26 protein-coding genes are annotated in these 24281 nt (G+C 38.9%); 16 read left to right on the top strand and 10 right to left on the bottom strand.

The annotated features are described in order from the left end of the window. From GO593_RS12635 to csrA, 9 genes are all read left to right on the top strand, one after another. The gene (locus tag GO593_RS12635; RefSeq protein ID WP_001207471.1) at positions 1 to 1122 is read left to right on the top strand and encodes an ATP-binding protein; all 1122 of its coding nucleotides are present in this window, start codon (positions 1 to 3) and stop codon (positions 1120 to 1122) included. After that, complete coding sequence (locus tag GO593_RS12630) at positions 1119 to 1325, top strand: hypothetical protein (protein WP_000664312.1); 207 nt, start codon at positions 1119 to 1121, stop codon at positions 1323 to 1325. The genes GO593_RS12635 and GO593_RS12630 overlap by 4 nt, the downstream gene beginning before the upstream one ends. A 4-nt stretch (positions 1326 to 1329) precedes the next feature. Then, on the top strand, positions 1330 to 2409 hold the full coding sequence (locus tag GO593_RS12625) for a hypothetical protein (RefSeq protein WP_000183024.1): 1080 nt from the start codon (positions 1330 to 1332) through the stop codon (positions 2407 to 2409). Position 2410: 1 nt separating this feature from the next. Next, positions 2411 to 2656 (top strand): hypothetical protein, encoded by a 246-nt coding sequence (locus GO593_RS12620; RefSeq protein WP_000654845.1) that lies wholly within the window; start codon positions 2411 to 2413, stop codon positions 2654 to 2656. 2 nt (positions 2657 to 2658) lie between these two features. After that, on the top strand, positions 2659 to 3138 hold the full coding sequence (locus GO593_RS12615) for a hypothetical protein (protein WP_000481377.1): 480 nt from the start codon (positions 2659 to 2661) through the stop codon (positions 3136 to 3138). Beyond that, entirely contained in the window at positions 3135 to 3857 is a 723-nt protein-coding gene (locus GO593_RS12610; protein WP_002134341.1) for a hypothetical protein, read from the top strand. Before GO593_RS12615 ends, GO593_RS12610 begins: the two co-directional genes overlap by 4 nt. 1 nt (position 3858) lies before the next feature. Beyond that, positions 3859 to 4074: a hypothetical protein gene (locus tag GO593_RS12605; protein WP_000362184.1), complete on the top strand. Its 216-nt coding sequence runs from the start codon at positions 3859 to 3861 to the stop codon at positions 4072 to 4074. 209 nt (positions 4075 to 4283) lie between these two features. Then, entirely contained in the window at positions 4284 to 5564 is a 1281-nt protein-coding gene (locus GO593_RS12600) for an aspartate kinase (protein WP_001185178.1), read from the top strand. Between the two features lie 246 nt (positions 5565 to 5810). Beyond that, a complete protein-coding gene (csrA, locus tag GO593_RS12595; protein ID WP_000906487.1) occupies positions 5811 to 6065 on the top strand; it encodes a carbon storage regulator CsrA in 255 nt (84 codons plus the stop codon). A gap of 69 nt (positions 6066 to 6134) precedes the next feature. Here the strand turns inward: csrA and rnhB are convergent, their stop codons facing one another. Then, the gene (gene rnhB / locus GO593_RS12590; RefSeq protein WP_000495835.1) at positions 6135 to 6701 is read right to left on the bottom strand and encodes a ribonuclease HII; all 567 of its coding nucleotides are present in this window, start codon (positions 6699 to 6701) and stop codon (positions 6135 to 6137) included. 65 nt (positions 6702 to 6766) lie between these two features. After that, the gene (locus GO593_RS12585) at positions 6767 to 7156 is read right to left on the bottom strand and encodes a hypothetical protein (protein ID WP_000735755.1); all 390 of its coding nucleotides are present in this window, start codon (positions 7154 to 7156) and stop codon (positions 6767 to 6769) included. 238 nt (positions 7157 to 7394) lie between these two features. Between GO593_RS12585 and GO593_RS12580 the strand changes: the two genes are divergently transcribed. Continuing rightward, on the top strand, positions 7395 to 7952 hold the full coding sequence (locus GO593_RS12580) for a cytochrome b (protein ID WP_001111765.1): 558 nt from the start codon (positions 7395 to 7397) through the stop codon (positions 7950 to 7952). A 42-nt stretch (positions 7953 to 7994) separates the two neighbouring features. Here the strand turns inward: GO593_RS12580 and GO593_RS12575 are convergent, their stop codons facing one another. From GO593_RS12575 to GO593_RS12550, 6 genes are all read right to left on the bottom strand, one after another. Then, entirely contained in the window at positions 7995 to 8993 is a 999-nt protein-coding gene (locus GO593_RS12575) for an adenosine deaminase (RefSeq protein WP_001077405.1), read from the bottom strand. 111 nt (positions 8994 to 9104) lie between these two features. Continuing rightward, positions 9105 to 10424, bottom strand: a complete 1320-nt coding sequence (locus GO593_RS12570; RefSeq protein ID WP_000729980.1) for an NCS2 family permease — start codon at positions 10422 to 10424, stop codon at positions 9105 to 9107. A 322-nt stretch (positions 10425 to 10746) separates the two neighbouring features. After that, positions 10747 to 10974 carry a hypothetical protein gene (locus GO593_RS12565; RefSeq protein ID WP_000608974.1) on the bottom strand — a complete coding sequence of 76 codons (228 nt, stop codon included), beginning with the start codon at positions 10972 to 10974 and terminating at the stop codon, positions 10747 to 10749. A 368-nt stretch (positions 10975 to 11342) separates the two neighbouring features. Next, positions 11343 to 12893, bottom strand: coding sequence for a flavin-containing monooxygenase (locus GO593_RS12560; RefSeq protein WP_000256758.1), 1551 nt, complete (start codon positions 12891 to 12893; stop codon positions 11343 to 11345). 23 nt (positions 12894 to 12916) lie between these two features. Beyond that, positions 12917 to 13747: an SDR family NAD(P)-dependent oxidoreductase gene (locus tag GO593_RS12555; RefSeq protein ID WP_000599996.1), complete on the bottom strand. Its 831-nt coding sequence runs from the start codon at positions 13745 to 13747 to the stop codon at positions 12917 to 12919. Between the two features lie 65 nt (positions 13748 to 13812). Beyond that, positions 13813 to 14775 (bottom strand): metal-dependent hydrolase, encoded by a 963-nt coding sequence (locus GO593_RS12550; protein WP_000226454.1) that lies wholly within the window; start codon positions 14773 to 14775, stop codon positions 13813 to 13815. A 511-nt stretch (positions 14776 to 15286) separates the two neighbouring features. On the opposite strand from GO593_RS12550, the gene GO593_RS12545 reads away from it, so the two are divergent. After that, positions 15287 to 16009: a pirin family protein gene (locus GO593_RS12545; protein ID WP_000459994.1), complete on the top strand. Its 723-nt coding sequence runs from the start codon at positions 15287 to 15289 to the stop codon at positions 16007 to 16009. Positions 16010 to 16073: 64 nt separating this feature from the next. Here GO593_RS12545 and GO593_RS12540 read toward each other — a convergent pair whose 3' ends face one another. Further along, entirely contained in the window at positions 16074 to 16697 is a 624-nt protein-coding gene (locus tag GO593_RS12540; protein ID WP_000107496.1) for a TetR/AcrR family transcriptional regulator, read from the bottom strand. 526 nt (positions 16698 to 17223) lie between these two features. Here GO593_RS12540 and GO593_RS12535 point away from each other — a divergent pair. The 4 genes from GO593_RS12535 (at position 17224) to GO593_RS12520 (ending at position 21613) form a co-directional block, all read left to right on the top strand. After that, positions 17224 to 18183 carry a metal-dependent hydrolase gene (locus GO593_RS12535; RefSeq protein ID WP_000626177.1) on the top strand — a complete coding sequence of 320 codons (960 nt, stop codon included), beginning with the start codon at positions 17224 to 17226 and terminating at the stop codon, positions 18181 to 18183. A 62-nt stretch (positions 18184 to 18245) separates the two neighbouring features. Then, positions 18246 to 19079: an SDR family NAD(P)-dependent oxidoreductase gene (locus GO593_RS12530; protein WP_000600019.1), complete on the top strand. Its 834-nt coding sequence runs from the start codon at positions 18246 to 18248 to the stop codon at positions 19077 to 19079. 23 nt (positions 19080 to 19102) lie between these two features. Next, on the top strand, positions 19103 to 20626 hold the full coding sequence (locus GO593_RS12525) for a flavin-containing monooxygenase (RefSeq protein ID WP_000126763.1): 1524 nt from the start codon (positions 19103 to 19105) through the stop codon (positions 20624 to 20626). A gap of 111 nt (positions 20627 to 20737) precedes the next feature. Continuing rightward, positions 20738 to 21613 carry a class I SAM-dependent methyltransferase gene (locus GO593_RS12520; protein WP_000658011.1) on the top strand — a complete coding sequence of 292 codons (876 nt, stop codon included), beginning with the start codon at positions 20738 to 20740 and terminating at the stop codon, positions 21611 to 21613. 11 nt (positions 21614 to 21624) lie between these two features. Here GO593_RS12520 and GO593_RS12515 read toward each other — a convergent pair whose 3' ends face one another. Then, the gene (locus tag GO593_RS12515) at positions 21625 to 22638 is read right to left on the bottom strand and encodes an AraC family transcriptional regulator (protein ID WP_001984934.1); all 1014 of its coding nucleotides are present in this window, start codon (positions 22636 to 22638) and stop codon (positions 21625 to 21627) included. A 136-nt stretch (positions 22639 to 22774) separates the two neighbouring features. Here GO593_RS12515 and GO593_RS12510 point away from each other — a divergent pair, with 136 nt between their 5' ends. Then, positions 22775 to 24262 carry a flavin-containing monooxygenase gene (locus GO593_RS12510; RefSeq protein ID WP_000483434.1) on the top strand — a complete coding sequence of 496 codons (1488 nt, stop codon included), beginning with the start codon at positions 22775 to 22777 and terminating at the stop codon, positions 24260 to 24262. Positions 24263 to 24281: the final 19 nt, after the last annotated feature.

Genomic DNA, 24281 nt, shown 5'->3' with positions numbered 1-24281 from the left:
ATGGCTCTACCTATTATTACGGCTGATCAAACCTTATTGGTTCAAGCAATTATTGTGTACCTATACGCTGATCCGGGTTTAGGTAAATCATCGATGGGCTTTACTGCGGAAAAAGCAATTTCTTTTGACTTTGACCGTGGTGCTCACCGTACTGGTGAATTACGTCGTGGTGCGGTTGTACAGGTTCAACAATGGAGTGATGTTGCAAACCTTACTCCGCAGGACTTAGCACCATATAAAACCGTAGTCATTGATACCGTGGGTGCAATGCTTGAATGCATTAAAACCCACCTGTTACTTACGGCAAATAACCGTCAAAAAGATGGTTCTTTAAAGTTAAAGGCTCAAGGTTTAGCGAACCAAACGTTCAAGCAATACATCAATACTTTGATCAGTTTAGGTAAAGATGTTGTTTTCATTGCACACGCATCAGAAGATCAAAACGGTGATCAAATTATTTACCGCCCAGATCTAGGTGGTAAAAACCGTAACGAGCTTTACCGTATCGCAGATGTCATGGGTTATCTAACAACTGTTACTACTGGTGAAGGTAAAAATGCCCGCGTTATTAATTTCAAACCTTCGCCTACACATCATGCGAAAAACTCAGGTGCTTTAGGCGGTGAAACCGGTGAAGTATGGGTACCTGATCTTAAAGCACACCCTACTTTCTTGGCTGACCTGATTACTCAAGCTAAAGATCACATTAACACCTTAACGCCTGCACAACTTGCAGCAGCTAAAGCCCAAGAAGAGCTAGAAAACTGGAAACAAAGCTGTGAGGAAGCAGAGCATGCAGGTGACCTTAATCAATTAACGGAATCGCTTGATAAAGAACACATGTATTACCAGAACATGCGTCAAGCAATGTTAATGAGGGCTAAAGCATTGAATTGCACGTTTGATAAGCAACGTGGCACTTGGATTAGTCCACCTGAATTTAACGGTATCTCAGATCAACAAAGAGATGAACTTCAAAACTTCATAGCTGAACGCGGCCTAGACGTGAAAACAGTTTGTGAACACTTCGGCATAGATGCCCTTATCCAAATTGAAGCAGCAAAACTACCAGCAGTTAAACAAGACATTGAAACATTAGCTAAAACGGGGATGACAGCATGAAAGAACGTTGTGAATGGATAGTTAGAGTTCAAAGTACACCAGGCTTTTACGCCCAGTATGAAGGCAATGTAAAAGTTTGGGCTGACGAAGATTCAGATGAAGAAACCCTCTTTCGTGCAGCAGTAAAAGAACTTGGCCGAGGCGCTTTTTTTGATCGTAAGCACCTAAGTTTTTGGAAATTAGTTTCAGTTAAAAAAGGATAAGAACATGACAAATTTAATTACTGCTCAAGAAGCATTTGCAGCTCTTCAAAAAGGTAAAACTGTTCTTTGTCGTCCTATTGGAGACATGTTGGACTTTTCTGACTTAGATCAATTCCCCGCTTCTGTTTTTGGTAAACCGGGTTTTGAATTCTGCATCAAAATCGAAACTATTGAGCTGGCTGGCATTACATTCACAAAGCCATTAACTATTGATGAATATGAGGAAGGACAGGATGTTTTTGTAATTACTACATATTCGCCTTCTATTTACATCGTGAATTTTAGAACCACCGCATTAATTGAATCTATTAATAGCGGCTTTGTTCAACGTGATGCAGAAAACGCCAAGCTTCAATTAAAAGCACTATCTAAAGCGTTAGGTTTTGAAGTTAGTGACGATTTTAGTGTTATTCGCCTAGGTGACGAACCAAAGAAACAGCGTGCTAAGAAATCAAAAGGTGCACAGACAGTAGTTGTAGAAAAGACTTCTGAAATTGTTGATGAAGTTAAACAACCTACAATTGTTATTACTGAGCAAACAAATGTAACTACTTCTGAAGACTCATTGGTGCAATCCGAAGATATTTCAGAAAATATAGGATCAGCTTTAGATAGTGCGATTGTTATTACAGAACAACCTTATGTGTCTTCATCTGAAGATTTTTTAACTCAGCCTACACCTGAGCAAGAAAAAAACAATGAGTATCAGCAAACCCTAGATACTCTTCTACAGCGTGTAAAAGAGTCAAAAACACCTGCAGAAGTAAATGCGGTTTATCGTTATACCCGCACATGGGATGACGAACAAATGAAGCCTATCCTTCTCGCCACTCACAAACGTCTTGAAGAGCTAGAAAAAGAAAAGGCATCTGCTAATGAGCCACCCTCTTTAATGGTTCAAATCCAAACTGCACCAGACCTTACAACGCTAGATGCTTTGGAAATAGACGTGGCTGCACGAGATCCACAAATTCAACCAAAGCTTATGGGGTATGTGAAAAAACGCCGCTTTGAATTAGAGAACCCTACATCTACGCCACTTCAAGAGGCTGAGCCTGATTATTTATTAGGAGACGGTTTCTAATATGAAAGATCAGTACAAGAAAGTGAGCCAAAAACACATGCTTGGTTTTATGTACTACTTGCAATTGCTGGGCTACGTAATAGTCCGGCAAGGCATTGATCAAGCAATGTTTCTAACCAAGCATTATGCGGTACCAGTCGCTTGGCGCCGCATAACGATCGACTACAACAACCGTTTAAATAAACCAGCACAACAACTTTATAAAGAGTTTGTTGAGTGGACTAAAGAAGAATATTTGAGGGCTTAGCGATGTTTAATGAAGATGAAGAAAAATTGGCTCATGAAAATTGGTACAAGAATAATGACCCAATTGCGTACAAGTTTTATAGAGATCTTAGTCCTGAATTTGAAACAGATTTTTATACAAGTGAAACGGCATGGTTAGCAAGAGCCAAAGCTCAGGCGGTACGACCGCAAAAATACTTTAGCCATGATTTTAACGGCGATGGCTTTAAATATCACGACTCTTTAGACGAAGCTCAAAAAGAAGCTGAGGCTAGTCTTGATTGGTATAGAGATAAAGTCGCAGATGGCCATCATGTTGCTGAAGATGGTGAATTTTATGAACTTTGCTATGGGGTTGTTATCGCATCAGCTGGGTATACAGTTGATGAAGTTGTTACCGAAGAACACCACAAAAAGGATGAGTTTACAAAATATGAAGTAGGAACGGAAATCTTAAGACTTCACTTTAATAAATGTAATAGCGAATCGGGAGCTGAGGGATGAGTAAATCAACTTTATGGGCGGTTGCTATGCGACCTGAAGGTTACAGCCCTTTTAGACAAACACCAGCAGCTTCTAAAGAGATAGCTGAGAGAGCTGTTGAACGTTATAGAAAAATGCATGAAAAGGAAGGCAACAACTTTTTCTTAGAAATCTTCGATGATGTTATTAAAGTCCAGAAATGGCACGGTTCCCGCAAAGATCATATTAAAAATCTATTTTATGTAGAAAGTTGGTTTAGTGAACCTATGTACCAATGCTTTGATTTGAAGACAGCTGAACGGGTTTTTAAATTTGATGAAATAGTAATTTGCTACAAGAAAGGTTCTGCCCCTCTTGTAACCAAAAGCTTTGATGAAGCAAAACTATTTTATGGATCTAGTGAGACGGGTTTTAAATATCAGATCCAGCCAATAGAACCACCTGAAAACCTTTTCAATTGGTTTCATCCAGATATTGAATTGTTTGACACCATTGAAGAAGGAGCAGAAGCCTATACAAGAGAACAGTGGGCACAACTTCAGATGAATCTTAGAGTTGAAATTGAAACTCAACTATTAGATTACGATGAAATACCAAATATACCGGAAGATGCAGTAGTTTGGCCCAACTGGAAGCCAGAACCGCCAGAACAAGGACTCTTTTTAATTGCAGCATTTGATTCAGAAGATGGCCCAGTACTTTGGTGGGCAAATCCTAAAGCGGAAAGTAAGGAGGGCTAATGTGGATAAATATCTGACATCTAACAATGTGTGTGAGATGTTTCATATTACTAAACGCACACTTAATCGGTGGGAAATTAACACACCTTGGGGGATTCCATTCCCAGCCCCAGCATTAAGTTCTGAGGGCGGAACAATGAAAAGATACCTCGCTACTGATGTAATGAAGTGGGAGGAAGAATGCCAGCAAAAGAAGCAACTAAAAAAAGCTATATAAGTTGTACCGAAGCTAACAATCAGCAAACTTGATGAAATTAGTCCAGATCAATGATTGTTAGCATATTTACGTTACTATATACTGTCCGCCGAATCACGGCTTGCTAGATAAACTCAGCAATTTCATTTATGTACATAATGGTGTACATATAATGAAACCAAGGAAGCAAGAATATACTTTTCCCGTTTAATTATAAGGGTTTAGGCGATATGGCATTAATCGTTCAAAAATATGGCGGTACTTCTATGGGTACCCCCGAGCGCATTTTAAATGTTGCTCGTCGTGTGAAGCGTTGGCATGATCAGGGTCACAAGGTTGTTGTGGTCGTATCTGCAATGAGTGGTGAAACAAACCGCTTACTTGCCCTCGCTAAAGCCATTACCGAAACACCTGACCCACGCGAGTTAGACCAAATGGTTTCAACCGGTGAACAGGTGACGATTTCCATGTTAGCTATGGCACTTAATTCGATTGGTGTGGAAGCTAAATCCTATACCGGACGTCAAGTCGGTATTAAAACTGACAGTGCATTTACTAAGGCGCGTATTGAGTCGATTGACACAGATGTCATGACCAATGACCTAGATGCAGGCCGTGTTATTGTAGTTGCAGGCTTCCAAGGCTTCGATGCCAACGGAAATACTACAACTCTAGGACGTGGTGGTTCAGATACTTCTGGTGTTGCCATTGCAGCTGCCCTAAAAGCAGATGAATGCCAAATTTATACTGACGTTGATGGAGTTTATACTACAGACCCTCGTGTTGCCCCTAAAGCGAAGAAAATCGATCGTATTTCTTTTGAAGAAATGCTAGAAATGGCATCATTAGGTTCTAAAGTTTTACAGATTCGCTCAGTAGAATTTGCCGGAAAATATCAAGTTCCTTTACGCGTATTATCAAGTTTTGATAATGATGACGACGGCGCATTTGACGACGAATTTAAAGAAAATGTAGGTACACTCATTACTACTGAGGCAGAAGACACTATGGAACAGCCAATCATTGCAGGTATCGCTTTTAACCGTGACGAAGCAAAATTAACAATTTTAGGTGTACCTGATGAACCGGGTATTGCTTCTAAAATTTTATCACCAGTAAGTGATGCCAACATTGAAGTGGATATGATAGTCCAAAATGTTGAAGAAGATGGCACAACAGATTTCACGTTTACTGTAAACCGTGTTGATTTAGCAAAAGCTGAAAAAATCTTAAATGAAACTGCCAAAAATATTGGTGCACGTGAAGTTTCAACACGCGATGACATCGTTAAAGTATCTATCGTGGGTGTAGGTATGCGCTCGCATGCGGGTGTAGCAAGCAAAATGTTTACTGCCCTTGCTGACGAAGGTATTAACATCCTTATGATTTCAACATCTGAAATTAAGGTTTCTGTCATTATTGATGAAAAATACCTTGAGCTTGCAGTTCGTTGCTTACATACCGCTTTTGGTTTAGATCGTGAACATGGTGAAAGCAGCGCACGCGCTTAATTTTACCGAACGGTCAAGAATTCATTAAAAAATGTTTACTTGTCCGACAATAATCAAAGAAAACACAGAGCCGCTATAGTTTTTTTTATAGCGGCTCTGTTATATTAAACGGAAAGTTTTTTGGCAGTGATTATCAAAATATGACTTTGTTCTCATATTTCTGTTAGAATCTGACTGAAAACTGAGGTTGAGCTTTTTATTTGGGTACCAATATTGCAGTTTTAAGCGTTTAGCAAGGAGATAAACATGCTGATTCTGACCCGCCGTGTCGGGGAAACATTAATGATTGGGGATCAAGTCAGTGTTACTGTGCTTGGCGTCAAAGGAAACCAAGTTCGAATTGGTGTAAATGCACCAAAAGAGGTTTCTGTTCATCGCGAAGAAATTTATCAACGTATTCAACATGAACGTGCAATGCATGAACACCTTCAACATCTTGATCAAGATTATCAAGTTTCATATGAAGATGATAATTATGCACAGAAAAACTTCAATCGTTAGTATGAAGTTGTTCTCTCCCTAATTAAAGCGACTTTATAGTCGCTTTAAATTTTTTGGGAATATATAAATTTATAGACCTAATGCGCGTTTTACAGGTGCATAACTACGACGGTGTTGATCAATCACGCCATGAGCAGCAATGGCTTCAAAGTGTGCTTTGGTTGGATACCCCTTATGCTTGGCAAAACCAAATAATGGATATTGTTGATCTAATTCTGCCATTTGACGATCACGCGTGACTTTAGCCAAGATACTCGCCGCACTAATTTCGGCATGGCTTGCATCTCCCCCTATAATCGCCTCACAAGGAATAATAATTCCTTTTGGAATTTGATTGCCGTCTACAATTACCTTTTGAGGTTGTGTTTTCAGACCTTCCACTGCACGTTGCATAGCCAAAAAAGTTGCCTGCAAGATATTCAGCTCATCAATTTCTGCATGTGTAGCTTCTGCTATTGACCATGCTAAAGCTTTTTCTTGAATTTCAATAAACAACTTTTCACGTTTCTTTTCAGTTAATTTTTTAGAGTCGTTTAATCCTAAAATTGGATTATTCGGATCTAAAATAACAGCTGCAGCAACAACAGAACCCACTAATGGGCCTCGCCCTGCCTCATCTACGCCTGCAACAAACATGTATACTCCAATGAAAAAGAGGCCGATTTATAAGAATCGGCCTTCTTTAATGCTTAAAACATCAATTATTTTTGTAAAGCTTCTGCCACACAAGCATTTACAGTTTTAGAAACCACTTGGTTTACGATTGTAGCACGTGCATTCACGTCAAGCGCAGCAGCAGCTAATTCTACTGCAGTCACACTATTTGGTGCTTTTTCACTTACACAGCCGCAAACATTCGTTTGGATGCTATCACGCTGGTCAGCAGTCATATATTTTGTTGCTGTCTTCCATGCAGCAACATTATTAATTTCTGTAATACATTTCGCATTAACAGCAACTTTTAATGCAGCTACGCCTAACTGTTGAGTTGTCGTTTGTGCAGAAGCACCGCCAGTACCGGTACCTGTAGTTGTTGCACATGCAGTTAAAGCTAAAACAACTGGTGCTACAGCGAGCATCAATTTTTTCATCATTTTTTCCTTTGATCGAACGTAAGCAGCGCGTATTTTGCCTAAACTTGTACTTAGAAGAAACAAATAAATTGATGCATTTGTGCAAATTAAGTCCCTTATTCTCCAGCTCAACTTAACCGTGTTTTTTAAATTGAACCGTTCTGTTTATAGCACGCTCTGTTACGGGAACAATATTTCTCAAATTTAACAGTTTCCCATAAAATCTAGCGCTAGAATGATAAAAAAAGGGTCTTTTATGCCTGCCTCAACCTCTCAATACTACACCCGTACTGCACAGATTCTGCATTGGGTCATGGCCATCATTTTTATCACTGCTTGGGTGATTGGTTTCTATAGTGGAAATTTTCTAAGTTATGACGTTGATGGCAGCTTTAAAGGGGATGTCATTACACTACATAAGAATATCGCCACAACCATTATCTTCCTCGTGGTCATTCGTCTGTTTTGGCGTTACACCCATCCTGCTCCACAATTGCCTGACACGATGTCACCAACAATGAAAACTTTAGCTCACATCGGACATTTATTACTGTATGTGATTTTAGTCGCTTTACCGGTCACTGGCTGTTTATTTAGCTGGAGTGCTGGTCACCCTGCTCCGGTTTTATATTTATTTGAAATTCCACGCCTGGTGCAAGATAACCCTGAGTTATTAGCCATTGTTAAGCCATTACATATTTATATTTCATGGTTTGCAGGTTTACTTATTGCTGGACATGTACTTGCAGCTTTAAAACATCACTTTGTAGATAAAGACAATGTTTTAAACAGTATGACCAAACAACCTAAATAAATTCAATGTTAAAAAAACCGCCTATCACAGGCGGTTTTTTATTTAGATTTTCTGGATTTCTGAAATCCACTTTTGTTTCTCTTCATCTGAAATGAAAGAGGCTTCAAAAGAGTTAATTGCGAGTTGCTTCAACTCATCATTGGTTAAATCTAATGCCTGTTGAATGGCAAAGAAATTATCATTCATATAACCACCGAAATATGAAGGATCATCTGAGTTAACAGTCACGTGTACGCCTTTTTGTAAAAGACGGCGGATATTGTGGTCTTTCATATCCTTAACAACACATAGCTTTAAGTTACTTAAAGGACAAACCGTTAATGGCATTTTTTCATTAATTAAACGAGCCATTAATTGTTCGTCTTCTTCAGAACGCACGCCGTGGTCAATACGGTTTACTTTGAGCAGGTCTAAAGCCTCCCACACATATTCAGGTGGGCCTTCCTCACCTGCGTGAGCCACGATTAAGAAGCCTTCTTCACGCGCTTTAGCAAAAACACGTTCAAATTTAGCTGGTGGATGGCCTACTTCGCTTGAATCAAGTCCTACAGCGATAATATCTTGTTTAAACGGTAAAGCTTGCTCAAGCGTTTCAAATGCAGCTTCTTCGCTTAAATGACGTAAGAAACACATGATCAGCTGAGAACTGATACCAAATTTGGCTTTTGCGTCAGCACATGCACGTTTAAGCCCATTGATCACGGTTGCAAAAGCAATACCACGGTCAGTATGAGTTTGCGGATCGAAGAACATTTCTGTATGAACGACACGATCTTCTGCACACTTTTCAAAATATGCCCATGCTAGGTCGTAGAAATCTTGCTCATGAACAAGAACATTTGCACCAGCATAGTAAATATCTAAAAATGATTGAAGATTGTGAAAGTTATAAGCTTGCTTTACTTCTTCAACAGATTTGTAAGGAATCTGAATCTGATTACGCTGTGCAATGGCAAACATTAATTCAGGTTCAAAGGTCCCTTCAATATGCACATGCAACTCGGCTTTTGGTAAGGCCTGAATCAGCTCGACTTGATTCATATTAACTCCACATCTAAAGAAAAAAGGGTGTGGTAAGCACACCCTTCTATAATTTCCTTCTTATATCCCTATCACTAAAATAGTTCTAGAAGGAAATTATAAACAATCGTCTTAACCGCCAAAGGCGATAAATTTAAATACCCAAAGGGCAGCAATAATCCACACCATGTATGGAACAGTTTTTGCCTTACCCGTAAATAATTTAACTAATGCATAGCTGATAAAGCCCATTGCAATACCATCTGCAATTGAGTAAGCAAATGGCATAAATACAATCGTTAAAAAGGCTGGTACAGCTTCTGTAATATCATCCCAATCGATGTGAGTAATCCCTTGGATCATCAATACACCAATGAACAATAAAGCGGGTGCTGTTGCAAAACCTGGCACAGATTGAGCAAGAGGTGCCAAGAATAAACAGCAAATAAATAAGAAAGCGACAACTACCGCGGTTAAACCTGTACGTCCACCTGCTGCTACACCTGAAGCCGATTCAATATATGGCGTAGTTGATGAGGTACCTAATGCAGCACCAGCAACGATTGCAGTAGAGTCAGCAAATAGCGCTTTTTTCAAACGTGGCAATTTACCATCTTGTAAAAGGCCCGCACGGTGTGAAACGCCAACCAAAGTACCCGTACTGTCAAACAAGTCAACAATAAAGAATACAAAGATGACACCAACCATACTTGCGGTAAACAACCCTTCAAAGTCCATTTGCATGAATGTTGGCGCAATTGAAGGAATTTCACCAACCACACCCTTAAATTCATTTAGACCTAAAGCTGTGGCAATTGCTGTAACGACTAAAATACTAATAATAATCGCACCGCGGACTTTAAGCTGATGCAAAATTACGATAAGTAAAAAGCCAAATAAAGCTAATAATACAGTAGGTTGTTTAATATCGCCCAAACCGACCAACGTTGCTTGGTTTGCGACAATAATTCCGGCATTTTTTAACGCAATAAGCGCAAGGAATAAACCAATACCACCACCTATCGCAAATTTAAGCGACATCGGGATTGCATTGACAATCGCCTCACGAATTTTAAAGAAACTAATTGCAAGGAATACCACACCTGAAACAAAAACAGCTGCTAAAGCTGTCTGCCATGGCACTCCCATGCCCATACAAACCGAATAGGTAAAATAAGCATTAAGCCCCATACCGGGTGCCAAGGCGATTGGATAATTAGCAATAATACCCATCACTAAGCAACCGATTGCTGCTGCCAAACAGGTCGCAACGAATACGGCGCCATGATCCATGCCGGTTTCAGATAAAATAAGTGGATTGACAATGATGATGTAGCACATTGTTAAAAATGTAGTTACACCAGCAAGAACTTCTGTTCGAAACGTGGTTTTATTGTCGCTTAACTTAAATAAACGCTCTAACCACCCTGCCGAAGAATTGGGCGCCGCCATAAGTAGCCTCTATGCAAAATCTGAGCTGTGGAATATGTACTTCTATGTAGGTATCTGAGCAATCTTGTTTTTCTGTTCAGATCTCTAGACAAAAATCTTAAATAGACGAAGCAACAAATATGCCACTCATTTGATTTCTGCTGTCATACACAGAAAATAGCCACAGCCCCTCTTGAAACACAAAAAAGCTGCATAACCCCTATGCAGCTTTTTTACTATACGTTCAATAAGTTTAACAGATTCAACAGCAACATGATCAAAATTTATGAAAAGATATGATCAATGGCACACTTTTTAAAGCAAATCACAATCACCCCTGTGCTTAGAAAAAAACTTTTTTATCACTGATATATTTTTGCAAATTATATGAAGCTAAATTGCTATGACTAACACGGTTAGGATTACGTTCGATTGTCTGCAAATTTTTTTCAGCTTCTTGAATGATCCTCATGAGCTCTTGATGTCTTTTATTTTGGGTATCTAAATATGCCCAATACCCTAATACAAATACAATACTCACGCATAACACTATTAATACTTTATTGATCATTATTATTATCTCTATGTTTTTAATGTTAATGATCTTAACAAAAAAAAATAAGGTTGTGAATACTTTCACATTTATTTACAATAATTATCAACTACACAAGTTATTGATATAAAAATGTTTTCCAATATACAATTTAAAAAATTGATTAAAAAGAAAACTTTTCACTTAAAAATTCATTTTTAAAAATAGCTATATTATTTTAAATGAAAATTATATAGACTTCTTGGCCCATTTTTATTTTGAAGTATATTTAAATTTATCGTTTACTTTAACTTCATTATATTATTTATTGAATTTTCATATATTTCTTTCATTATTTAATAGTAAAAAGCCCACCTTCATCAATAAAGTGGGCTTTTATAAATTAATTAACCTGCAACTTCTTCAACTTTTGGTTTTACTTTTACAAGATCAGCTTCATAGATGACCTCATATTCTTCTAAATTTAAATGATGTAAACGCTGTTTAAGCTTTTTCAATGACCATGGCCATGCTGCAAAGTTACGACCATTTGCATCAAGGTAATAACTCTTACAACCACCACTATTGAATACTGTGGTTTGTAAATGCTTTTGTACAAGCTCATTATGCTTTTTAATTATTTCTGATTTTACAGAAAGTTTAGCAATACCTTTCGCTTTCATTTGCAATAAACCAACTACAATATATTGCAGTTGGGCTTCAGCAAGACCAATGAATGAGTCATAAACCAAGACATTTGGCCCTAGCATAAGAAATGCGTTCGGTACATTTTCAATATTGGTTCCTAAGTAAGCTTCCGGTGAGGAGTCTTTCCAGAGTTCTGCCAGACATTCCCCTTTTTCGTTATGTACCCGTTTACCAATGGGTGGATGAGACACTTCAAAACCTGTACCCCAAATAATCACATCTACTTCGTGACGTTCACCGTTAGCTGCAACCACGGTGTTGCCTTCCACTTTAACTAAGCCATGTGGAATAAGTGTGGTATTCGGTGCTTGTAATGCTGGATAATAGTTATTGGCAAATAAAATACGTTTACAGCCAATATCAAAGTTAGGTGTGACGTTTTTACGTAAAACCGGATCTTTAATTTGTAACTTTAATAGTTGTTTCGCAGCAAAATTGACAGGCTTTAAAGCTTTTGGGTTGCGTAAACCAAAATTGATGACATTTAAGGTGCTTGCTACAGTCTGGCGCCAAGTGGCCTGTATTTTTGGGTATTTGGCAATAATTGATTTACTCAACTCCCCCAAATCCGTATCCGGTTTTGGCAGTACCCAAGGGGCTGTACGTTGGAATACAAACAGTTCTTTTGCTTTAGGCTGAATTTGGGGCACAAACTGGATGGCAGATGCACCAGTACCAATCACGGCAATACGTTTTCCCGTAAGGTCATAGTCATGGTTCCATTTCGCCGAATGGAACATTTCACCTGTAAAGGTATCTAAACCTTTAAGGCGTGGAATCTGCGCTTCGGTAATTGGGCCTGTAGCAAATAGAACTGTTTTAGCAATATATAAACCAGAGCTTGTCTCTAGTTTCCAGACATTTTTTACATTGTCCCATTCCGCTTTTAATAGTTCGGTATTGAATTCAATTAAGGACTCAATATCAAACTCACGACTAACATCTTCTAAATAACTTAAAATTTCCGGCTGACGTGCAAATAAATGGCTCCATTTTGCACTTGGAGCAAACGAGTAAGAGTACAGAGCCGAAGGTACATCACAACCACAGCCCGGATAGGTATTTTCACGCCAAGTACCACCAACGCGGCTTGCTTTTTCAATAATTTTAAAATTAGTTAGGCCTGCTTCATTTAGCTTAATTGCAGCAGCAAGACCAGAAATACCCGCACCGACAATAAAAGTGTCATAAATATGTGCAACTTCTTGGGTTTTACGGGTGCGTGTATTTGTTCTAGGTTTAGTGACCATAATTTTTCTGCCTATACAAAATTTTATTTAAATAACTGATACGAAAGCCCAAGGAACTTTGCATATAGCGTTGGAGATGTCCTTTTCATAAGCCAGAATAATTTGGCGTCGATCTGTGGCGTGGTGTAGAGCTGCCCACGATCTAATCGATTCAATGTTAAAGTTGCAACTGCATCACTGGTTGTCATGGCATAGTTCATGAGTGCATGGTCTGCAAGCTTGGAATAACGCCCCGGAATACGACCATTTTTAATGATATTGGTTGGCACCAAAGTCGGGCAAAGCACATTAACTTTAATATTGAATTTACGAAGCTCGGCTGAAAGGGTTTCTGATAATGCCAAAACACCCGCTTTCGTTACATTGTAGACACTCATTTCTGGTGCTGCGGTATACGACGCGGCAGAAGCCACATTAATGATTGCACCGTAACCTAGTTTTTTGAACTTTGGCACAAATGCATGACAACCATGAATAACACCCCACAGGTTTACATGCATACACCATTTCCAGTCTTCTAAGCTCATTTCATCAAATTTGCCACCTAGCCCTACGCCAGCATTATTAATAATGAGAGTTACCGGATGATCAAGTAACTGCTCTGCTTGATCAGCCAAAGTCTGTACTTGTTCTGCTTGCCCAACATCGCACTGTACAGCAAATGCTTTTTGTCCCAACTGTTCAATTAACTTTACGGTTTCTTCAGCAGCTTCTAAATTAATATCTGCGCAGACTACGCTGCCACCACGTTTTGCCAGTTCAACTGCAAAGCTTCGTCCAATCCCACTGCCTGCCCCAGTTACGACCGCATATGCGTTTCGGCTCGGCTGGTCTTTCTTACCAAATAAAATCATAGTAAATCCTAAAAAACTTTAGGGAGATGGCAGTAATTGTCATATTACTGCCATGACCAATAGGCTTATGAAACTGCACGAACTGGTGGTGTAAATTCCTTCACAAAGTAAGGTGCAATCGCGCCGCCTTCTTTGAGTAATTTGTCTTTGTAGTACTCCAGATATTCGGACGTATCATGGTCATTTGGGTGGAAGTCTGGACGTAAGTAATCAAAAATCTGACCAATGGTGCTACCAAATACGCCATCTTTTGGACTAAAAATTAAGTTGACGCCACGGCGCGCGTCTTTCCAGAATTTTCTGGTTAACAGTTCTTTTGGCTTACGCAGTAGGGGTACAAATAAAGTTGCTGTCGGAATAAGCCCTAAAATGGTAATGAAAGCCATTAAAAAGCCCGTTGCCCGTAACGGATAATTACCGTTTAAAACCTGATAGACGTCATAAGCAATATCTTTATGCTCAGATTCTTCAAGCATATGCCACATCCATAAGGCACGACTTTTGGCATCGTCGGTATAATAGAAATTCTTTTCATGCTTCATCATGTATTCGGCAAGTACCGCCGTAAAATGTTCAATACCCGCCATGAGTGAAAGCTTTAATGGCTGCGGGAATTTTAAGAACACATATTTAAAGAAGTTCTCACCCAAGAAACGATAAAAATCGACCGGATATTCCAGCTCTTTAATTGCATCATTGAACTCATTATGCAATTTTGAATGGATGGCTTCTTGACCAATCAGCGATGTAACACGCTGTTTTAAAATCGGATCTTGAATAAATTCACGGTGATGACGAGCTGTTTCAATCACCAGATCTTCACCATAGGTCAAAAAAACCGAAAGCGTTGCAAAGAACAAAGTTGCAAACTGGTTGTTGACGTAAAACTCAATATCAATTTCTTTACCATCAAATCCGATATTTAAATGGCGAATTGGGATAGTTCCTTTATTTGAGAAATCTATCTTTTGATACTGAGCTATAACTGATTTAGGAGAAATAATATTTCGGATAGCTTGAGCGACCATTTTCGACACCCTATAAAATTTGTTAAATACAAGGCAGCGTCGAATCAAACAGCTAAAGTTGTCTTTAGATTATTTCTTGCAATCTTTAACTGCTCTCGAACAAAAATTTGCTCGAATACCTCTGCCTTGTCATGTTTTATGAACTTAAGCGTTGTTAAGTTCACCAAATCAGGTTAAATAGTGCGCTTGCTATAACACTCGAACAAGGACAAAAAAAGCCAATCCATTTTGAAACTTTTTGCCAACTCAAATATTTTTCGATTATTTTAAATTATTTATATAAACTACTATTATTCATTATGATTTAAATAAAATACATTTGTCCTAAAATGATAAAAACATGGCTTAAAAAGATAACACACGAAATATTCTGCCTATTTCTATACATGCTTTAGTTCTATATTTGAGCGTTCCAAAAATCACACCAAGCTTTCTGTTTTTAGAGCTTTATTGCACAAATGAAAACGATAAACTGCATTCAGAGAAAAAAATTGGATGAGGAGAATAAATCATGTTTGATATGCGTTTATCTCATGAGCGTGGTGCAGCACATCATGGCTGGTTACAGTCGAAACACACGTTTTCATTTGCAAATTATTGGGATCCGAAACAAGTTGGTTTTTCAGATTTACTTGTAATTAATGACGATACGGTTGCTCCATCAAAAGGCTTTGGTACCCACCCTCACCGTAACATGGAAATTATTTCTTATGTGCTTGAAGGTGCGTTAGAACATAAAGATTCAATGGGTACAGGTTCGGTTATTGTGCCTGGTGATATTCAGTTAATGAGCGCAGGCCGTGGGGTTGCACATAGTGAATTTAATCACTCTGCTCAAGAAAACGTGCACTTCTTGCAAATTTGGGTAGTTCCAAATGAAGTGAACACAACACCGGGCTATCAACAATTGCATATTTCCGAGGAAGACAAACGCGGCAAATTGCACTTGATGATTTCACCAAAAGGTGGCGAAAAAACTTTATCCATCAAACAAGATATTAATATTTATTCAGGTCTTTTTGATGGTGAAGAAACAGCAGAGTTTGCAATTCCTGAAGGTCGTTATGTTTACCTACATGTGGCAAAAGGCCGTATTGATGTAAACGGTAAAACCTTTAATACAGGTGATGCTGCGCGTATTCGTGATGGAGGCAAGTTATCATTTACCAATGGTGACAATGCTGAAATTCTGATTTTTGATATGCGTCCGGAAGAAATTCCAACCATGCCATAAATAGTAAAAACACCTGCGTAGAAGTATACGCAGGTGTTTTTTATCACATTTGAAAAACTAAAAATTATGATTGATCTTCTGAGCGTGCCATTTCGGTATTGATATAACTCATAATCATAGTGGTTAGCCCCTGCACCATTTCATCAAAACTAATAAATGGGTTGGGTAAAATAAGATGCCTTGCTACGTTAAAAATACCGCTATTAATACAAATATAGGTAATTACAGGTAAGTTATTAATTTTTAAATATTTAGGATTATGCATCATATACTTCATGATGACTTCCATTAAAGCCTGTTCAATTTTTGGAATATATTTATCGTATTGCAACTCACCTGCATAACGTAAAACGGTTAAGTAACGGTCATTATTTTTCTTTAATAAATCACTGAACGTATAAAAAATCATTTCAATGACAGGTTCTAACTCCAACTCTAAAATTGTGGGGGTTAGTTCTTTAATCATGTCGAGAATTTCACTCACAAAGTAGTGATTCATCGCATCATAGATTTCTTCTTTGTTTTTAAAATACTCATAGAGTGACCCCACACTCACCCCTGCAATTTCTGCAATATGACGTGTGGTGGTACCACTTGGCCCATGCAATGCTACGGCAATAAAACCTGCTTCAATAATGGTATCGACAGTGACTTTGGCTCGTGCCTGACGGGGCTTTCGCGTAGACATATTTTCTTATAAATAATCCGAACATAAGCTCAGATTAGCATGTAATTTAGCCCTACCCTAATAAAAAAAACAAAATCCGAATAGTTGTCAACTTTCATGAAATATTTCTTTTAAAACTACAATGAAATACAGTTATAAGTTCTTTTATGTTTGAGTATTTCTTTTAATTACATTAAAATATTTAAATAAAAATCAATATATTAATAAATTTTAAAACTAATTTTTTATTTTATAAAAACATGAAACTTTAGGTTTAGAAACTTGAAAAGTTACCCGAATTGAATCCGAACATAAACTCAGATTAACATGAAAAAATCTAAAAAGAGGTTGAGCCGTTTTACTGAACTTTCCTCTTTTTCCCGTTATTCAGTCAAATAATCACACAAATAACGGAGCAACATCACCGTAGTCAGTAAGCAGAGAAAACTGCTTTTTGAAAATGGAATTTACAGTGTCCTGTTGCAAATCAAAGCTTTTTGATTTTCGACATAGCCGCACTATCACTGATTGATCTGAAGGTGTCACTATGATCTCGACCACAGTTAAAAAATCACTAAACAAAATTAAATTTTACCGTGAAATCGAGTTACCGGATTTTGCCAGTAAAAAATCCATCCCAATCCGTCATTTAAATATCGGATTTGAAGGTAAAGAGATTGATGTTGAATTCTATATGAATAATCAATTTGCCACGATGTTTTTTGCTACGCTTTCAGTATTTCTAACTTATGGTGAAGATCTGGTGATTGAAACAGCTCGTCATCACCGTGAATTTATTCAAGATCCAGTTTTAAAACAGCGTGTTACTTCATTGATTGGACAAGAGGCGATTCATTCTAAGTTACACAATGAATATAACGATGCGCTTAAAGATGTTGAATACCCTGTCGATTTATACCGTTTCTTGGGCGAGAACTTCTTTAAATATGTGTTTTTGAAATTCCCGCAACCGCTTAAATTATCGATGATGGCCGGTATTGAGCATTTTACTGCGGTACTTGCCGAATACATGATGAAGCACGAAAAGAATTTCTACTATTCAGATGATGCCAAAAGCCGTGCTTTATGGATGTGGCATATGCTTGAAGAATCCGAGCATAAAGATATTGCCTATGATGTATATCAATTACTCAATGGTAGCTATCCACTACGAGCTTCTGGCTTCTTCTTAGCTTTCTTTACTATTTTAGGTTTAATCCCAGCAACTACATTGTTTATTCCGGTTTTAAGAAAACCACAGGAAATGTTGACTAGAAAATTCTGGAAAGACGCGCGCCGTGGTGTAGGACTTATTTTTGGTCCAAAAGATGGTGTATTTGGTAGCACCATTGGCCAGATTTTCGATTACTTACGTCCTGACTTCCATCCAAATGACCATGACACGACCGAATATCTGGAGTACTACAAAGACAAATTACTCAAAGAAGGCGGCGCAATTGCACCTTACTTTGTGAAGGAATTTACCCCACCTGTACGCTTGTCTTAACTGGCTTGCAACCAGTCATTACTTAATGGCTGGTGTTCCTTAAATCTATTTCGGGATGAATCATGATTTTATTTGGCAAAAAGAAAGTTAAACCAAGCCAAAAAGCTTATGCCGTCGTGACGGGTGCAGGCAGTGGAATTGGACGAAGTTTTGCAATTGAACTGGCAAAACGTGGTGGCAGCGTAGTCTGCGCAGATATTAATTTAGAAGCTGCAGAAGAAACTGTAACGCTGCTTGAACAACAGGGTGCAAAAGCATTTGCAATGCATTGTGACGTAGGTAATCCTGAACATGTCACACATTTAGCTGAAACTGCTGAAATTTTACTTAGTCATCCTGTCACCCTTGTCATTAATAATGCGGGTGTAGGTTTAGGCGGTAAGTTTGACGAACTCAGCCTAGAAGACTGGAACTGGGTCATGAATATTAACCTGTGGGGTGTTATTCATGGTTGTCATGCATTTGTGCCAAAGTTCAAAAAACTAGGTTACGGCGCAATTATTAATGTAGCTTCTGCGGCGTCTTATACCGCAGCACCAGAAATGACCGCTTATAACGTGACTAAAGCTGGTGTTCGTGCGTTGTCTGAAACACTTTCGGCTGAGCTTCGTAAATTCAACATTAAAGTGAATGTGCTCTGCCCGACCTTGGTGCCAACCAATATCATTAAAAATGGTCGTATTCCGGGCCGTTATTCAAAACTTGCAGACCATGCGCTCATGAACTACGCACTCACCACAAGTGATGATGTAGCCAAACTGACACTTAACCGTCTTGATCAGGATGAGCTTTATACCATCCCTCAAATCGATGCGAAATTGTTCTGGCTAATGAAACGTGCATCACCAAGTTTGTATACCAAGTTTCTTGGCACATCGTACAAATTATTTAAATAAGAAATTTTATGGGTAGTACCCATATGACTGCTCAAATGAAAACAAATGCATCAGCAAAAAAAGCTGTCAATTCACCTAGCCATATTTACGATACCTTTATTGTCGGTGCCGGAATTTCCGGTATCGCCGCAGCGATTCGTCTCGACCAAGTTGGCTATACCAACTATAAAATTATTGAAAAAGCAGGACGTGTAGGTGGCACTTGGCGTGAAAACACCTATCCGGGCTGTGGCTGTGATGTACCTTCGGCTTTGTATTCTTATTCGTTTGCACCTAGTGCAAAATGGAGTCACTTATTTGCACGTCAGCCGGAAATCTTAAGTTACTTAGAAGATGTAAGTAACGAGTTTAATATCACGTCTAAAATTGAGTTTAACAACGAACTGCTCAATGCTGCTTGGGATGAATCACGCCATTTGTGGGTACTTGATACAACTACTGGTCAATATCTATCGCGAACTGTTATTTTTGCAACAGGCCCAATTACCGAAGCCCAGATTCCACGTCTTGAAGGTTTGGATACCTTTACAGGTGAAATGTTCCATTCAGCGAAATGGAATCATGACTACGACCTTACTGGAAAACGCATTGCTGTAATTGGTACAGGTGCATCTGCCATCCAGTTTGTGCCACAAATTCAACCTAAAGCAAAAGAGCTATTTGTGTTCCAACGTACGGCTCCTTGGGTACTGCCAAAACCGGATACGGATTTGGGTGAGTTTAGTAAATCAATTATTGCCAAATATCCAGCAATTCAGGCAAGTTGGCGTAAAAGTGTAGCGCTAACCCTCAATGCGATTAATTTTGGTTTACGTAACCCACTTGCACTAAAACCAGTAAATGTACTCGGCAAGCAATTACTTAAACTTCAAATTGCAGACCCTGAGTTACGTAAAAACGTAACGCCTAATTTTGATATTGGCTGTAAACGTATTTTGTTTGCTAACAATTACTACCCTGCACTACAAGCACCAAATACCACGCTTATTCCACATGGCCTGGTTAAAGTCGAAGGCAATACGGTGATTGCAGCTAATGGCGAACGCCATGAAGTTGATGTGATTATTTGGGGTACAGGTTTTGAAGTATCTCACCCACCAATCGGCAAACGTGTGTTTAATGAAAAAGGCCAACGTTTAAATGATTTGTGGAAAAATAGTTCACCGGAAGCTTACTTAGGAACCAACATTGAAAATGTACCAAATGCATTCTTAGTATTGGGACCAAACGTACTGGTTTATGACTCATTTATTGGTTTGGCAGAAGCACAGCTCGACTATATCGTAGATGGTTTGTTAAAAATTAAAAACAAAGGAATTAGCAAGTTAAATGTTAAGGCTGATGTAATTAAAAAGCACAACGACTTGGTGCAAAAGCACTTACAAACCACTGTATTCAATAGTGGTGGCTGTAAGAGTTATTACCTTGACGCTAACGGTCGCAACTTTGCAGCATGGCCGTGGTCATTGAAAAAGCTTAAACAACGTTTGAAAAAACTAGATTTGAAGGATTATGAAGTTACATATCAAATGTCAAAGACACATTAATTTGTAAATTTGACCAAATCAGTTGTAAGGAATGGGCAGTGTATTTTAGATTTTCATGAAATACACTGCCTTCTTCATTCAATCTTCAAGAAATAAAAGAACAGGTTAAAGATGAAAGAAGGTCAATCAAGTCGTACTGCCGAAGCCGCTGCTGCTTTACGTGCGAATCACTTTAAAAATACGACAAACCCTGTATTTTCAGATCCCTATGCTTTTGAAATGACCAGTAAAGGTTGGAAAAAGCTTTTATCTACACCACTCATTGTTAAATTAATGAATTCACCCATTTTAAACCGTACCTTAGGTTTATTGAGTGGACAGGTTGTCGGCCGATCACGTTATGCCGAGGACTTACTTAATCAAGCTGTTCAACACAATATTGAGCAATATGTTTTGGTTGGAGCGGGTTTAGACTCTTTTGTGCTCCGAAAATCACAGCATTATCCAACTTTAAAAATTTTTGAGGTTGACCATCCTGATACTCAGACTGCCAAACAATCTAAACTCAAAAAATTAGGCGAACTCCCTTCTACTGTTGAATTTGTTTCTATTAACTTTGAGAAAGAATCTATCTCTGAGGCGCTTGCCCGAAGTCGCTATATACGAAAAGCTCCGGCTTTCTTTTCTTGGCTGGGCACCACTCATTATTTAAAGCCGGAAACTACGCTGCAAACTTTAAAAAGTATTGCTGAATTTGCTGCAAACGGCAGCGAAGTGGTACTCGACTATTCGACCGATTTTCAGGAATTAAAAGGTATTGAGCGACTCGGGAGTATGGGCGTTGCACAGTTTACCCATTTGCTGAAAGAACCTTTACTAGGTCAATTTAAACCTTCAGATTTACATCAGGCGGTTGAAAAAATGGGTTTTGAAGTAGTCGAAGACTTGTCTGGTGAAGCTATTACTGAACGTTATTTTTATAACCGTGCCGACAATATACGCCATACATCGGCAACACGTTTGCTACATTTGCGTTTAAAGAAATAAAGATACTTTGACTATTGGCTATTTAACCGCATGGCATGAGGTGTTTTCCCATGCCATCTTTTATAAGCATGAATAAAACTGGCAGGTTCGGCATAACCTAACCATTCGGCAATTTGCTCAACAGAAGCTTTTGGTAATGCCAAATATTGCTCTGCTAAGACCTGTCTAACCTCTTCACGAATCTGGATAAAAGTCATTCCTTCCGATGCCAAGTGACGGCGCAGGGTTCTTATATTTAAATGCAGTCGATCAGCCACTATATCCATAGATGGCATTTCCCCACGCATACTCATCAGCTGCTGTTGCACTAAGGTTGTAAATTTATTTTGTGATTGGCGCTTTTCTAATATTTGACGACATTGTTCTTCTGCAGTGTGCAGAACCAACTCATTCGCCATAAGTAGCTTTTGATCTACTTTTTGCGGATCAAGAATCACAAAACTTTTAGCTGCACCAAATTCTGGCATGACCCCAAATAAATTCCGATAAGGCTCGGCATCACCTTTGGGTTGGAAAGAAAAAGCCAAATATTGGCAAAAATTATCCTGTACCAAATCTCGCTGTACCGTAATGAGTGCAGCGGCATCGCGTTCAATAATGAATTGACGCACTGAAGATGGAATATCTTGCTCATCAATTTCGATACGGATTCCTTGTGGTGTATCCGACACATCAAAGCGGGTAAAAGCAAAGGTTAAAGTAAAATAGGTTAAAGCCAGATCCAGTGCTTCACGAATGCTCGCACTACTCATCAGAGCCATGCCTAATGGCCCAAATGTGGTGAAATGATAGCGTGTGCCCACCTCTAAGCCTAATGTCGGTCTGTCTCCTAATTGCTCAACCAAGTTATGAATCAACTGTAATTCCTGATGGCCTGTCACCACCATATTAGGGTCAAGTAATTGTTGTTGGCTAAGCCCAGTCCCTTGCAAAATTGTCTGATAAGAGATGCCTGATTCCAGCGCGAAATCAGCCATTAACCGAACACTATGTACACTGCGTTCAAATGCCCATGCATACTTCACTGTATTGCTCAGAATGTCCTCGAATCACAATATTTTGTCCTCATCCATCCTCTAAATCAAGTTAATAAACGTCTATTCTGCATACAGGAAATTGCGATTTTTTCGCTCACTGTTTTTAAGGATTTTAGAGCAGCCTATGTTTAATTCGTCGTCTAATTCAAATAAAAATGTACGCATCGCCATTATTGGCACTGGCTTTGGTGGTCTAGGACTTGCCATTCGTCTCAAACAAGCAGGTTTTGAACAATTTACTCTATTTGAAAAAGCTGCCGATGTAGGTGGTGTCTGGCGTGACAACACTTATCCGGGCGCTGCATGTGATGTGCCGTCACATCTTTATTCTTTTTCTTTTGAACAGGAACTTGGTTGGAAAAATCGCTACGGGACATCTCAAGAGATTTATCAATATTTACGTCACTGTGCCGATAAATATGATCTTCGCCCGCACACCAAATTTAATACTGAAATAGCCAGCGCCGAATTTGATGCACTGCAAGGTGTATGGCACATCCAAAGTACAACTGGTGAACAGTTTGAAGCGGAATTTCTGGTTGGTGCTGTAGGCCAACTTAACCGCCCAGCCTATCCAAAACTTAAAGGCATTGAAAACTTTAAGGGTAAGGCATTTCACTCAGCGCGTTGGGACCATGACTATGACTTAACTGGTAAACGTGTTGCAGTCATTGGCACAGGCGCAAGCGCGATTCAGTTTGTACCTGAAATTGCAAAACAAGTGGCTCACCTAGACGTTTATCAACGCTCAGCGCCTTATGTTATTCCAAAACCGGATCGGGTTTACCAACCTTTAGAAAAAAAAGCTTTCCGTAAACTGCCGATCTTGCAAAGTCTAGACCGCGCCTTGCAATATGGCCATCATGAAATTCGCCTACTTGCTTTTACAACTTCACTTAATGAAATGCCTTTGGTGGAATACATATTCCAGCGCCACATTCGAAAAGTTGTTAAAGATGGGAAGTTACGCCATCGTTTAATGCCGGACTATCCAATTGGTTGTAAACGTATTTTAATCTCTAACCACTGGTATGAAACGCTGACCCAACCTCATGTTGATGTGATTGATACAGGTATTCAAGAAATTACCGAACATGGCATTTTAGACACGGAAGGAAAGCTGCGTGAAGTTGATGCCATTATTTACGGTACAGGTTTTACAGCGACTGAATTTATGGCGCCAATGCAAATTACTGGACTTGATGGGCGTACATTAAAAGACACATGGAAAGATGGTGCTGAGGCTTATTTAGGTCTAACAGTAAACGGATTCCCTAACTTCTTTATGTTGTATGGACCAAATACCAACCTCGGACATAACTCAATCGTCTATATGATTGAAAGTCAGGTGAATTATATTTTAGATGCACTGCGCACTACTTTGAAAAATAACCTGCTGTTCACCAACATTCGTGCCGAAATTCAACACGAGTTTAATCAAAATATTCAGGAAAAAATGAAAAAAACGGTGTGGGCGCAAGGCTGTACCAGTTGGTATCAAACTGCTGATGGCAAAAATACCAATAACTGGCCAGGTTTTACCCTTGAATATCGCCAACGCACTCGTCGCTTTGACATTGAAAACTACACTCAGGTGTCGGCTATTTCTTAAATACGCTTCGCCATAGGAA

The sequence above is a fragment of the Acinetobacter baumannii genome (assembly GCF_009759685.1).
In the GTDB taxonomy this organism is placed as follows: domain Bacteria; phylum Pseudomonadota; class Gammaproteobacteria; order Pseudomonadales; family Moraxellaceae; genus Acinetobacter; species Acinetobacter baumannii.
The sequence above is the reverse complement of the archived record's forward strand: the minus strand, read 5'-3'. Positions and strand labels throughout refer to the sequence as shown.